This window comes from Pseudomonas sp. SDO5215_S409, assembly GCF_054071325.1.
Genome location: NZ_JBSVWN010000092.1, coordinates 1 through 12,465, shown reverse-complemented (window position 1 = coordinate 12,465; position 12,465 = coordinate 1). Strand labels below are relative to the sequence as shown.

12 protein-coding genes are annotated in these 12,465 nt (G+C 61.1%); 7 read left to right on the top strand and 5 right to left on the bottom strand.

Going from position 1 to position 12,465, the window contains the following annotated elements:
* Window positions 1-57 precede the first annotated feature (57 nt).
* From ACW9H9_RS27345 to ACW9H9_RS27335, 3 genes are all read right to left on the bottom strand, one after another.
* A complete protein-coding gene (locus tag ACW9H9_RS27345; protein ID WP_457346469.1) occupies window positions 58-591 on the bottom strand; it encodes an REP-associated tyrosine transposase in 534 nt (177 codons plus the stop codon).
* A gap of 73 nt (window positions 592-664) precedes the next feature.
* Window positions 665-868, bottom strand: a complete 204-nt coding sequence (locus ACW9H9_RS27340) for a hypothetical protein (RefSeq protein ID WP_457346468.1) — start codon at window positions 866-868, stop codon at window positions 665-667.
* 186 nt (window positions 869-1,054) lie between these two features.
* A complete protein-coding gene (locus tag ACW9H9_RS27335; protein WP_457346467.1) occupies window positions 1,055-2,095 on the bottom strand; it encodes a threonine aldolase family protein in 1,041 nt (346 codons plus the stop codon).
* Between the two features lie 226 nt (window positions 2,096-2,321).
* On the opposite strand from ACW9H9_RS27335, the gene glyA reads away from it, so the two are divergent.
* The 7 genes from glyA (at window position 2,322) to fdhA (ending at window position 11,100) form a co-directional block, all read left to right on the top strand.
* A complete protein-coding gene (gene glyA, locus ACW9H9_RS27330; protein WP_457346466.1) occupies window positions 2,322-3,575 on the top strand; it encodes a serine hydroxymethyltransferase in 1,254 nt (417 codons plus the stop codon).
* A 20-nt stretch (window positions 3,576-3,595) separates the two neighbouring features.
* A complete protein-coding gene (locus tag ACW9H9_RS27325) occupies window positions 3,596-4,846 on the top strand; it encodes a sarcosine oxidase subunit beta (protein WP_003176546.1) in 1,251 nt (416 codons plus the stop codon).
* 15 nt (window positions 4,847-4,861) lie between these two features.
* Window positions 4,862-5,164, top strand: coding sequence for a sarcosine oxidase subunit delta (locus tag ACW9H9_RS27320; RefSeq protein ID WP_457346464.1), 303 nt, complete (start codon window positions 4,862-4,864; stop codon window positions 5,162-5,164).
* Window positions 5,161-8,178, top strand: a complete 3,018-nt coding sequence (locus ACW9H9_RS27315) for a sarcosine oxidase subunit alpha (protein ID WP_457346463.1) — start codon at window positions 5,161-5,163, stop codon at window positions 8,176-8,178. The genes ACW9H9_RS27320 and ACW9H9_RS27315 overlap by 4 nt, the downstream gene beginning before the upstream one ends.
* 105 nt (window positions 8,179-8,283) lie before the next feature.
* Window positions 8,284-8,916 (top strand): sarcosine oxidase subunit gamma, encoded by a 633-nt coding sequence (locus ACW9H9_RS27310; RefSeq protein WP_457346462.1) that lies wholly within the window; start codon window positions 8,284-8,286, stop codon window positions 8,914-8,916.
* 10 nt (window positions 8,917-8,926) lie between these two features.
* Window positions 8,927-9,784: a formyltetrahydrofolate deformylase gene (gene purU / locus ACW9H9_RS27305; RefSeq protein WP_457346461.1), complete on the top strand. Its 858-nt coding sequence runs from the start codon at window positions 8,927-8,929 to the stop codon at window positions 9,782-9,784.
* A 116-nt stretch (window positions 9,785-9,900) separates the two neighbouring features.
* A complete protein-coding gene (gene fdhA / locus ACW9H9_RS27300; protein ID WP_457346460.1) occupies window positions 9,901-11,100 on the top strand; it encodes a formaldehyde dehydrogenase, glutathione-independent in 1,200 nt (399 codons plus the stop codon).
* A gap of 46 nt (window positions 11,101-11,146) precedes the next feature.
* Here the strand turns inward: fdhA and ACW9H9_RS27295 are convergent, their stop codons facing one another.
* Window positions 11,147-11,794: a hypothetical protein gene (locus ACW9H9_RS27295; protein ID WP_457346458.1), complete on the bottom strand. Its 648-nt coding sequence runs from the start codon at window positions 11,792-11,794 to the stop codon at window positions 11,147-11,149.
* A 26-nt stretch (window positions 11,795-11,820) separates the two neighbouring features.
* On the bottom strand, window positions 11,821-12,465 hold a 645-nt coding region (locus ACW9H9_RS27290; RefSeq protein ID WP_457346457.1), incomplete at its 5' end, for a hypothetical protein.

The following is a 12,465-nucleotide window of genomic DNA, read 5'->3' as shown; positions in this document are numbered from 1 at the left end:
CGTTCCCACGCTCCGCGTGGTAACGCCTCCAGGGACGCTCCGCGTCCCGCCATCCCGCTAGTACCAGCGCTGGATGTCGATCAGGCCTTCGCGCCCGGCATAGTTGCGGGCGCTGGAGTAGCGCCAGTGTTCGGCCAGGTCGACGTATCCGCGTTTCACGGGGTTGTGATGGATGTAATCCAGTTTCTGGCGCATGACGTCTTCGCTGAACACCCATTCGGCATGCGACCCCTCCTGCCAAAGCTGATAGGCACGATCGCGCTTATGCGCCCGTTTGCAAAAGCGTAACCGCTCCAGTACGCGCTCGGCCCCTTTGCGCTGCAGGTCGTCAATGATGCTGCGGGCCGTAAAGGATTTGAATTGGCTGAGGCACCGACCCAAGTCTGGCGCCTGGGCAATGAAGTGCAGGTGATTTTCCAGCACCACATACCCGTAGAGCTTCAACCGTTCCTGCGCTTGCTGGTAGCGCCAGCAATTGAGCAGGTGATCGACAAGGTAGTGGCGAGTGAACAAAGGCAGCCATTCCATCACCGTACAGGTCAGGAAATGCGGCTGGTCGGGTTCAACAAGGTGGTAGCGACTTCTTCCCATGAGGTCACCGTTCAAGCGGGGTGTAGGCGGGGGCAGTGTTCCCACGCCGGGGCGTGGGAACGGTCAGGCTCGGTTATTCACGTACGTAGATATGAATCGCGAACTGCTCGCCTGAAGCTGTCAGTTCAAATACTTTGTCACTGATCCTCAGTGTCTTCGCACCGTCTTTGATAGAGTCGCCGACATTCGCCAGTTTCCTGAACTCATCCCAGCCAATGTAGGTGTCGGAAAGCACAGGCTCGCTTTTGAGCAGGTTGCCGTAACGTTGATCTTCCATGGTGTAAGCCTCGATAGGATTTCCGTTTCCAGCCGATGATTCGGCAGGCAGTCATACCCGAACGACGGCGTGGCCGTCTGTTCGGGTTTGGCGATCCTAGCGGAGGTGGAAGGGGGATAGATACTGTCAGAAATATCAGATAACAGTCTCTGTAAACCCCCAGGAATAGCGCTAACCCCCGATTTTTCAGGTGCTCATCACTTTCCGAATGTCGGCGGCCAATTCTCTTACGCGATCTTCCTCGGTGTCCCACGCACACATGAAGCGTGCGCCGCCCTTGCCGATGAAGGTGTAAAAACGCCAGCCCTTGGCCGTCAGGGCGGCGATGGCCGGTTCCGACAGTTGCAGGAACACGCCGTTGGCCTGCACCGGGAACATCAGTTCCACGCCGGGAATGTCGGCCACCAGGCTGCTGAGCAACTGCGCGCAACGGTTGGCGTGGCGGGCGTGTTTGAGCCAGGCGTCGTTTTCCAGCAGGCCCACCCACGGGGCGGACAGGAAGCGCATCTTGGACGCCAGTTGCCCGGCCTGTTTGCAGCGGTAATCGAAGTCTTCGGCCAGCGCGTGGTTGAAGAACAGGATCGCCTCGCCCACGGCCATGCCGTTCTTGGTGCCGCCAAAGCACAGCACGTCCACCCCGGCTTTCCAGGTCAGGTCGGCAGGCGAGCAGCCAAGATAAGCGCAGGCGTTGGAAAAACGCGCGCCGTCCATGTGCAGGTTCAGGCCCAGTTCCTTGCAGGTGGCGCTGATGGCGCGGATTTCATCGGGGGTGTACACGCTGCCCACTTCCGTGGCCTGGGTCAGGGTGACCACGCGCGGCTTGGGGTAGTGGATGTCCTGGCGCTTGAGGGCGATCTCGCGGATCGACGCTGGCGTCAGCTTGCCGTTTTCGGTGCGGGCGGTGAGCAGTTTGGAGCCGTTGGAAAAGAACTCCGGCGCGCCGCATTCGTCGGTTTCGACGTGGGCGGTTTCCGAGCAGATCACGCTGTGGTAGCTCTGGCACAGGGACGACAGCGCCAGGGAGTTGGCCGCCGTGCCGTTGAAGGCAAAGAACACTTCGCAGTCGGTTTCAAACAGGTTGCGAAAACCGTCGGCGGCGCGGTGGGTCCATTCATCGTCGCCATAGGCGCGTTGATGGCCCTGGTTGGCTTGCTCCATGGCGGCCCAGGCTTCCGGGCAGATGCCGGAATAGTTGTCGCTGGCAAATTGTTGGCTCTTGTCGGTCATGGCCCAGTCCTGTGGTCGATGTTGCCAGGCACTTTAACCAAGATTGTCGGACATGCCCATACACGCTCAGACAAGCACCCTGCGCACATTTGCCGGGCCATGTCGTAAACGCACCTTTGCGTGGCGTGCGTAGGCATTTGACCGCGCCTGCCCAGCCCTACCATCTCGTCAAAGGGCCCGGTCTCGCACACGGGCCTCAACAAGACGAAACGCTGGGAGAGACGCGATGTTCAGCAAGCAAGACCAGATCCAGGGTTATGACGATGCACTGCTCGCGGCCATGAATGCCGAGGAGCAGCGCCAGGAAGATCATATCGAGCTGATCGCGTCGGAAAACTACACCAGCAAACGCGTGATGCAAGCCCAGGGCAGCGGCCTCACCAACAAGTACGCCGAAGGCTACCCGGGCAAGCGTTACTACGGCGGCTGCGAGCATGTGGATAAAGTCGAGGCGCTGGCCATCGAGCGCGCCAAGCAGCTGTTCGGTGCCGACTACGCCAACGTGCAGCCCCACTCCGGTTCCTCCGCCAACAGCGCCGTGTACCTGGCCTTGCTGCAGGCCGGTGACACTATTTTGGGCATGAGCCTGGCCCACGGCGGCCACTTGACCCACGGCGCCAAAGTGTCGTCCTCGGGCAAGCTGTACAACGCGGTGCAATACGGCATCAACACTGATACCGGCCTGATCGACTACGACGAGGTCGAGCGCCTGGCCGTGGAACACCAGCCGAAAATGATCGTGGCCGGTTTTTCGGCCTACTCCAAGACCCTGGATTTCCCGCGTTTTCGCGCCATCGCCGACAAGGTCGGTGCGCTGCTGTTCGTGGACATGGCCCACGTCGCAGGCCTGGTCGCGGCGGGCCTGTACCCCAACCCGCTGCCGTACGCCGATGTGGTCACCACCACCACCCACAAAACCCTGCGCGGCCCACGGGGCGGCTTGATCCTGGCCAAGGCCAACGAAGCGATTGAGAAAAAACTCAATGCCGCGGTGTTCCCGGGCGCCCAGGGCGGGCCGTTGATGCACGTGATCGCGGGCAAGGCGGTGTGCTTCAAGGAAGCCTTGGAGCCAGGTTTCAAGGCGTATCAACAGCAAGTGATCGACAACGCCCAGGCCATGGCCGAGGTGTTCATCAAGCGCGGTTATGACGTGGTCTCCGGCGGCACCGACAACCACCTGTTCCTGGTCAGCCTGATCCGCCAGGGCCTCACCGGCAAAGATGCCGATGCGGCCTTGGGACGCGCCCACATCACGGTCAACAAAAACGCCGTGCCAAACGACCCGCAATCGCCGTTCGTGACCTCGGGCCTGCGCATCGGTACGCCAGCGGTGACCACGCGCGGTTTCAAAGTCCCGCAGTGCCTTGCGCTGGCCGGCTGGATCTGCGACATCCTCGACAACCTTGGCGATGCCGATGTAGAGGCCAACGTGGCCAAGCATGTGTCTGCCCTGTGCGCTGATTTCCCGGTTTATCGCTGAGCGGTTTTGGAGCAATGACTATGCAACGCTACTCAGGCTTCGGCCTCTTCAAGCACTCCCTCAGCCACCACGAAAACTGGCAGAAAATGTGGCGCACGCCCACGCCGAAAAAAGTCTATGACGTGGTCATCGTCGGCGGCGGCGGGCATGGGCTGGCCACCGCTTACTACCTGGCCAAGGAGCACGGCATCACTAACGTGGCCGTGGTCGAAAAGGGCTGGCTGGGCGGCGGCAACACGGCGCGCAACACCACCATTGTGCGGTCCAACTACCTGTGGGACGAGTCGGCGCACCTGTACGAACACGCGATGAAACTGTGGGAAGGCCTGTCCCAGGACCTGAACTACAACGTGATGTTCTCCCAGCGCGGCGTGTACAACCTGTGCCACACCCTGCAAGACATCCGCGACTCCGAGCGCCGCGTGAGCGCCAACCGCCTCAACGGCGTGGACGGCGAACTGCTCAACGCCCAGCAGGTGGCGGACGAGATCCCCTACCTGGACTGCTCGAAAAACACCCGCTACCCGGTACTCGGCGCCACCGTGCAACGGCGCGGCGGCGTGGCCCGTCACGATGCGGTGGCCTGGGGCTTTGCCCGGGCTGCCGACGCACTCGGCGTGGATCTGATCCAGCAGACCGAAGTGATCGGCTTTCGCAAGGAAAACGGCGTGTGCATCGGCGTGGAAACCAACAAGGGCTTTATCGGCGCCAAGCGCGTCGGGGTGGTCACGGCCGGTAACTCGGGCCATATGGCCTCGCTTGCAGGGTTCCGCCTACCGATCGAATCCCACCCGCTGCAAGCGCTGGTGTCGGAGCCGATCAAGCCGATCATCGACAGCGTGATCATGTCCAACGCCGTGCACGGCTACATCAGCCAGTCCGACAAAGGCGACCTGGTGATCGGTGCCGGTATCGACGGCTACAACGGCTACGGCCAGCGCGGTTCGTACCCAGTGATCGAGCACACCATCCAGGCCATCGTCGAGATGTTCCCGGTGTTGTCCCGCGTGCGCATGAACCGTCAGTGGGGCGGCATCGTCGACACCACCCCGGACGCCTGCCCGATCATCTCCAAAACCCCGGTGCCCAACATGTTCTTCAACTGCGGTTGGGGCACGGGCGGTTTCAAGGCTACCCCGGGCTCGGGCAACGTGTTTGCGGCAAGCCTGGCCAAGGGTGAGATGCACCCGTTGGCGGCGCCGTTTTCCATCGACCGTTTCCACAACGGTGCGTTGATCGACGAACACGGCGCTGCGGCCGTCGCTCACTAACAGGAGAAATTCCCCATGTTGCATATCTTCTGTCCTCACTGCCTTGAGCTGCGCTCCGAAGAGGAATTCCACGCCGCCGGCCAAGCGCACATCCCGCGCCCGCTGGACCCCAACGCCTGCTCCGACGAAGAGTGGGGCGACTATATGTTCTTTCGCGACAACCCCCGTGGCCTGCACCACGAGCTGTGGATTCACGCCGCCGGTTGCCGCCAGTACTTCAACGCCACTCGCAACACCCTGACCTACGAAATACTTGAAACCTACAAGATCGGCGAGAAGCCGCAATTTACCGCCAAGGCTTCTGGAGAGAAGGTATGAGCCAGATCAATCGCCTGTCCAACGGCGGCCGCATCGACCGTAATAAAGTGCTCACCTTTACCTTCAACGGCCAGAGCTACAAAGGCTTTGAAGGCGACACCCTGGCCGCTGCGCTGCTGGCCAACGGCGTTGACATCATTGGCCGCAGCTTCAAGTTTTCGCGCCCCCGTGGCATCTTTGCCGCCGGGGCCGAAGAGCCCAACGCGGTGTTGCAGATCGGCGCCACCGAAGCGACGCAAATCCCCAACGTGCGCGCCACGCAGCAAGCGTTGTACCAGGGCCTCGTCGCCACCAGCACCAACGGTTGGCCGAGCGTGAACAACGACATGATGGGCATCCTCGGCAAGGTCGGCGGCAAGCTGATGCCGCCGGGGTTCTACTACAAAACCTTCATGTACCCGCAGTCGTTCTGGATGACGTACGAGAAGTACATCCGCAAGGCCGCAGGGCTTGGCCGCTCGCCGACCGAGAACGACCCGGACACCTACGACAACATGAACCGCCACTGCGACGTGCTGGTGGTGGGCGCAGGGCCCGCGGGGCTTGCCGCTGCACTGGCGGCGGCGCGCAGTGGGGCGCGGGTGATCCTGGCCGATGAACAGGAAGAATTCGGCGGCTCGTTGCTGGACTCGCGTGAAAGCCTGGACGGCAAGCCTGCCGCCGAGTGGGTCGCCAGTGTGCTCGCCGTGCTCAAGGCCCTGCCCGACGTGGTGCTGCTGCCCCGCGCCACGGTCAACGGCTACCACGACCATAACTTCTTGACCATTCACGAACGCCTCACCGACCACCTCGGCGACCGCGCACCCATCGGCCAGGTGCGTCAGCGCATTCACCGCGTGCGTGCCAAGCGCGTGGTGCTGGCGACCGGTGCCTGCGAGCGCCCGCTGGTGTACGGCAACAACGACGTGCCGGGCAACATGCTGGCCGGTGCCGTGTCCACTTACGTGCGCCGTTACGGCGTGGCGCCGGGTAAAAAACTGGTGCTGTCGACCAATAACGATCACGCCTACCGCGTGGCGCTGGACTGGCTCGACGCAGGCTTGAGCGTGGTGGCGGTGGCCGACGCCCGCCACAACCCACGGGGTGCGCTGGTGGAAGAGGCGCGCGCCAAAGGCATTCGCATCCTCACCGGCAGCGCCGTGATCGAAGCGCGGGGCAGCAAGCACGTGACCGGCGCCCGCGTGGCCGCCATCGACGTCAAGGCGCATAAAGTCACCAGCCCCGGCGAGTGGCTGGAATGCGACCTGGTGGCCAGCTCCGGCGGCTACAGCCCGGTGGTGCACCTGGCTTCGCACCTGGGCGGCAAGCCGACCTGGCGTGAAGACATCCTGGGTTTCATCCCAGGCGAGGCCCCGCAAAAACGCGTGTGTGTGGGCGGCCTCAATGGCGTGTACGGCCTGGGTGATTCCCTGGCCGACGGTTTTGAAGGCGGCGTGCGCGCGGCCAGCGAAGCCGGGTTTGCGCCGGTGGAAGGCACGCTGCCCAAGGCCCTGAGCCGTCTGGAAGAACCGACGCTGGCGCTGTTCCAGGTGCCGCACGAAAAAGCCACGGCGCGCGCGCCCAAGCAGTTTGTGGACTTGCAAAACGATGTGACCGCCGCCGCCATCGAACTGGCCACCCGCGAAGGTTTCGAGTCGGTGGAGCACGTCAAACGCTACACCGCGCTCGGCTTTGGCACCGACCAGGGCAAGCTCGGCAACGTCAACGGCCTGGCCATTGCCGCGCGTTCGCTGAACGTGACCATCGCGCAGATGGGCACCACCATGTTCCGCCCCAACTACACGCCGGTCACGTTTGGCGCGGTAGCGGGCCGCCACTGTGGGCACATCTTCGAGCCGGTGCGCTACACCGCCTTGCACGCCTGGCACGTGAAAAACGGCGCCGAGTTCGAGGACGTCGGCCAGTGGAAACGCCCCTGGTATTTCCCGCGCAACGGTGAAGACCTGCACGCGGCGGTAAAGCGTGAATGCCTGGCGGTGCGTGACAGCGTCGGCCTGCTGGACGCCTCCACCCTGGGCAAGATCGACATCCAGGGCCCCGACGCCCGCGAGTTTCTCAACCGCATCTACAGCAACGCCTGGACCAAGCTCGACGTGGGCAAGGCCCGCTACGGCCTGATGTGCAAAGAAGACGGCATGGTGTTCGACGACGGCGTGACCGCCTGCCTGGCCGACAACCACTTCTTGATGACCACCACCACCGGCGGCGCCGCTCGCGTGTTGCAGTGGCTGGAGATCTACCAGCAGACCGAATGGCCGGACCTCAAGGTGTACTTCACCTCGGTCACCGACCACTGGGCGACCATGACGCTGTCCGGCCCCAACAGCCGCAAGCTGTTGAGCCACGTCACCGACATCGACCTGGACAAGGACGGCTTCCCGTTCATGACCTGGAAAGAAGGCCTGGTGGGCGGCGTTCCGGCGCGGGTGTTCCGTATCTCGTTTACCGGCGAGCTGTCGTATGAAGTCAACGTGCAGGCCGACTACGCCATGGGCGTGCTCGAGAAAATCGTCGAGGCGGGCAAGCAGTACAACCTGACCCCGTACGGCACTGAAACCATGCACGTGCTGCGGGCCGAGAAGGGCTTCATCATCGTCGGGCAAGACACCGACGGTTCCATGACCCCGGACGACCTGAACATGGGCTGGTGCGTGGGCCGCACCAAACCGTTCTCCTGGCTTGGCTGGCGCGGGATGAATCGCGAAGATTGCGTGCGCGAAGACCGCAAGCAACTGGTGGGCCTCAAGCCGATCGACCCGAACGTGTGGCTGCCCGAAGGCGCGCAATTGGTGTTCGACGCCAAGCAGAGCATCCCGATGAAAATGGTCGGCCACGTCACCTCAAGTTATGCGCACAACTCCCTGGGCTATTCGTTTGCCATGGGCGTGGTGAAGGGCGGCTTGAAGCGTATCGGCGAGCGGGTTTTCGCGCCGCTGGCCGATGGCAGCGTGATCGAGGCCGAGATCGTGTCTTCGGTGTTCTTCGACCCCAAGGGCGACCGCCAGAACATCTGACACACCGAGGCGCCTGCCCCGCAGGAAAATATGTTCCAACGGGGGGCGCGGGCTGGCCTGCGATCAGGCCAGACCCGCCACCCCGGCATTCAGACAAGGTGCTTTATGACAGCAGCCAATGTGTACCAACAACGCCCCACCACCGGCGCCAAGGCCGAGTCGTCGCTGCACCATGCCGACCTCGCCAGCCTGGCCGGCAAGGGCCGCAAGAACGCGGGCGTCACCGTGCGCGAGAAAAAGCTTTTGGGCCACCTGACCCTGCGGGGCGACGGCCATGACGCCGCCTTCGCCGCCGGTGTGCACAAGGCCCTGGGCATTGAACTGCCCGCCGCGCTGACCGTCATCGTCAACGGTGACACCAGCCTGCAATGGCTGGGCCCGGACGAGTGGTTGCTGGTGGTGCCCAGCGGTGAAGAATTCGCCGCCGAACAACGCCTGCGCGAAGCCTTGGGCGACCTGCACATCCAGGTCGTCAACGTCAGCGGCGGCCAGCAGATCCTCGAACTGAGCGGCCCGAACGTGCGTGATGTGCTGATGAAATCCACCAGCTACGACGTGCACCCCACTAACTTCCCGGTGGGCAAGGCGGTGGGCACGGTGTTTGCCAAGTCGCAACTGGTGATTCGCCACGTGGCCGAAGACACCTGGGAGCTGGTGGTGCGCCGCAGCTTCTCGGATTACTGGTGGCTGTGGCTGCAAGACGCATCCGCCGAATACGGCCTGAGTGTCCAGGCCTGAGGAGCAACCCATGAGCCGCGCACCCGATACATGGATTTTGACCGCCGATTGCCCCAGCGTGCTCGGCACGGTGGACGCGGTCACCCGCTACCTGTTTGAGCAGGGCTGCTACGTCACCGAACACCACTCCTTTGACGACCGGCTTTCGGGGCGGTTTTTCATCCGCGTGGAGTTCCGCCAACCCGACGGTTTCGACGAGCAAGCCTTTCGCGCAGGCCTGGTCGAGCGGGGCAAGACCTTTGGCATGCTGTTTGAGCTGACGGCGCCGCACTACCGGCCCAAGGTGGTGATCATGGTGTCCAAGGCCGATCACTGCCTCAACGACCTGCTCTACCGCCAGCGCATCGGGCAACTGTCGATGGACGTGGTGGCGGTGGTGTCCAACCACCCGGACCTCAAGCCGCTGGCCGACTGGCACCAGATCCCTTATCACCACTTCCCGCTGGACCCCAACGACAAGCCGTCCCAGGAGCGGCGGGTGTGGCAGGTTATCGAAGACGCCGGTGCGGAGCTGGTGATTCTTGCGCGCTACATGCAGGTGCTGTCGCCCGAGCTGTGCCGCAAGCTCGACGGCAAGGCCATCAACATTCACCACTCGTTGCTGCCGGGCTTCAAGGGCGCCAAGCCGTATCACCAGGCCTACAACAAGGGCGTGAAACTGGTGGGTGCCACCGCGCATTACATCAACAACGACCTGGACGAAGGGCCGATCATCGCCCAGGGCGTGGAGGTGGTGGACCACAGCCACTACCCCGAAGACTTGATCGCCAAGGGGCGGGACATCGAAGGCCTGACCCTGGCGCGGGCGGTCGGGTATCACATCGAGCGGCGGGTGTTTTTGAACGCCAATCGCACGGTGGTGCTCTGACGGTCGTAGCGCCTGCACAAACAACACAAGGAAACAGCATCTGTAACCCGAGCACTCAGCGCGCTGCCTACCCATAGGGCAGCGCGGTTCCATAACAACAACAGCGAGGTGAAAGCATGTCTGGCAATCGTGGCGTCGTATACCTGGGTAATGGCCAGGTTGAAGTTCAGAAAATCGACTACCCCAAAATGCAGGACCCGCGGGGCAAAAAAATCGAGCACGGTGTGATCCTGCGCGTGGTGTCCACCAACATCTGCGGCTCCGACCAGCACATGGTGCGCGGCCGCACCACCGCCCAGGTCGGCCTGGTGCTGGGGCACGAGATCACCGGCGAAGTGGTGGAGAAGGGCAGCGATGTCGAAAACCTGAAACTGGGGGACCTGGTGTCCGTGCCGTTCAACGTTGCGTGCGGGCGCTGCCGTTCCTGCAAAGAGCAACACACCGGCGTGTGCCTCACCGTCAACCCGGCCCGGGCCGGGGGCGCCTACGGGTATGTGGACATGGGCGACTGGACCGGCGGCCAGGCCGAGTACGTGCTGGTGCCCTACGCCGACTTCAACCTGCTCAAACTGCCGGACCGCGACAAGGCCATGGAAAAAATCCGCGACCTGACCTGCCTCTCCGACATCCTGCCCACCGGCTACCACGGCGCCGTCACCGCCGGTGTGGGCCCAGGCAGCAGCGTGTATATCGCCGGTGCCGGTCCTGTGGGCCTGGCGGCGGCCGCGTCCGCCCGCCTGCTGGGGGCGGCGGTGGTGATCGTCGGCGACGTCAACCCGGTCCGCCTGGCCCACGCCAAGGCCCAGGGTTTCGAGATTGCCGACCTCTCCAAAGACACCCCGCTGCACGAACAAATCGCCGCCCTGTTGGGCGAACCGGAAGTGGACTGCGCCGTCGACGCCGTGGGCTTCGAAGCCCGCGGCCACGGCCACGCGGGCGCCAAACAGGAAGCCCCGGCCACCGTGCTCAACTCGCTGATGGGCGTGGTGCGCGTGGCAGGCAAAATCGGCATCCCGGGCCTCTACGTCACCGAAGACCCGGGCGCGGTAGACGCGGCGGCAAAAATCGGCAGCCTGAGCATCCGCTTCGGCCTGGGCTGGGCCAAATCCCACAGCTTCCACACCGGGCAGACCCCCGTGATGAAGTACAACCGCCAACTGATGCAGGCGATCATGTGGGACCGCATCAACATCGCCGAAATCGTGGGTGTGCAAGTGATCAGCCTGGACGACGCCCCTCGCGGCTACGGCGAGTTCGACGCGGGTGTGCCGAAGAAGTTTGTGATCGACCCGCACAAGCTGTTTAGCGCGGCGTGATAGAGACGGGCGGCCAGGTGGGGGTTTTGTGGGCTTGGCCGCTCGGTTATTGAGGCTCTTGTGGGGTTCTGAAATCCCTGCCCACACTGATATCAATTAAATACCTTGCTGTTTTTGGGTTTCGTTCTTCGCAGCGGATGTAGCATTTTACGTTAAGGGCAAGTGAATACTTTTTAGGCACGCGAAGCATAACCAATGCAATATGATTAAACAGCAATTGCTGCAGCGCATTTTTTTCGATGTCATTGTCCAGTTTTAGCCATGTGTAGTTGTGGACGTTTTCTGGCATCCATCTCGATTTTTTTAGCATTTCCTGTAAGTGTTTAACCAGTGGGATTAGCTGATCGAAGGTTAGGGTTTCTAGCATCGGAGATGTGGTAATCGTGGTCACTCTCCCATCGTAATAACCCACGGCGCCAAACCGAGTGGGAGGTAAAATAAAACCATGTTCGGAGTCGTCAAATTTTATAATGACGGGGTCGGTAAACCATGTTGAGTCCTCTTCCGGTGGGTGGGTTGGGCGAATGACTGTTTCGGACCTTACGGGGAACGTTGAATCACGAATGATATCTTCGTAATGTTTTCCGATATGCAAGGAAATCGTATCGGTTCCTCTTGAAGGGGAGAGAATATATAAAATTATTAGGAGTGAAACGACTAATCCAAGAGTGGTTACTGTTTTTCGCATTGTCATGTTCTCTGTACTCGGATGATTTACTTTCAATCACTGAAAAAATCTTGTCCTAAACCTAAATCAATCAGGTATTTAACGGTTTCAGGATTTTTCTCGTCGCAGCGATGATGACATTTAATATGTAGCAGTAAGCTGTATGTGTAAGGAATCAGAAGAATGACGCCATCAGCATGATTGAACAATCTATGTTGTAATTGGCTTTTTTCTTCATCGGTTGAGACTTTTATCCAGTCGTTGCCTTCGGCCTGTTGAGGTGTCCAGCCAGCGGTTTTGAACAACGTTTGAAGTTCGTTTAGCAGTTTTTCAGTTTGGTTGAACGGTAATGCCTCCATCATGGGCGACGTCGAAATACCGTCGACCTGTCCCTTTCTATAGCTCACCGCTCCGTAAAGGGTGGGGGGGAGTTTAAAACCATGAACAGGGTCGTCAAAGATGATGGTGACGGGGCTATTTATCCAAGTGGAATTCGCTTCAGGAGGGGTGCTGGGGTAAAAAGCCGTTTTGCGTTCTATCGGAAATGTGGAATCTTTGATTACGTCGGTGTAAAGCTTTCCGATATGCGCCTTTATTTCGGCCTTCTGGTTTTGGATGAAGTAAGAAAGTACTGAAAAAATCATTAATGAAAAAGCAGAAAAAAGCAGTGCTTGGTTTTTCGTTTTAATTATTTCGAT

Excerpts from the sequence above, each read along its gene's own strand:
- ACW9H9_RS27345 (WP_457346469.1), bottom strand. The coding sequence starts at position 591 with ATGGGAAGAAGTCGCTACCACCTTGTTGAACCCGACCAGCCGCATTTC.
- ACW9H9_RS27340 (WP_457346468.1), bottom strand. The coding sequence starts at position 868 with ATGGAAGATCAACGTTACGGCAACCTGCTCAAAAGCGAGCCTGTGCTT.
- ACW9H9_RS27335 (WP_457346467.1), bottom strand. The coding sequence starts at position 2,095 with ATGACCGACAAGAGCCAACAATTTGCCAGCGACAACTATTCCGGCATC.
- glyA (WP_457346466.1), top strand. The coding sequence starts at position 2,322 with ATGTTCAGCAAGCAAGACCAGATCCAGGGTTATGACGATGCACTGCTC.
- ACW9H9_RS27325 (WP_003176546.1), top strand. The coding sequence starts at position 3,596 with ATGCAACGCTACTCAGGCTTCGGCCTCTTCAAGCACTCCCTCAGCCAC.
- ACW9H9_RS27320 (WP_457346464.1), top strand. The coding sequence starts at position 4,862 with ATGTTGCATATCTTCTGTCCTCACTGCCTTGAGCTGCGCTCCGAAGAG.
- ACW9H9_RS27315 (WP_457346463.1), top strand. The coding sequence starts at position 5,161 with ATGAGCCAGATCAATCGCCTGTCCAACGGCGGCCGCATCGACCGTAAT.
- ACW9H9_RS27310 (WP_457346462.1), top strand. The coding sequence starts at position 8,284 with ATGACAGCAGCCAATGTGTACCAACAACGCCCCACCACCGGCGCCAAG.
- purU (WP_457346461.1), top strand. The coding sequence starts at position 8,927 with ATGAGCCGCGCACCCGATACATGGATTTTGACCGCCGATTGCCCCAGC.
- fdhA (WP_457346460.1), top strand. The coding sequence starts at position 9,901 with ATGTCTGGCAATCGTGGCGTCGTATACCTGGGTAATGGCCAGGTTGAA.
- ACW9H9_RS27295 (WP_457346458.1), bottom strand. The coding sequence starts at position 11,794 with ATGACAATGCGAAAAACAGTAACCACTCTTGGATTAGTCGTTTCACTC.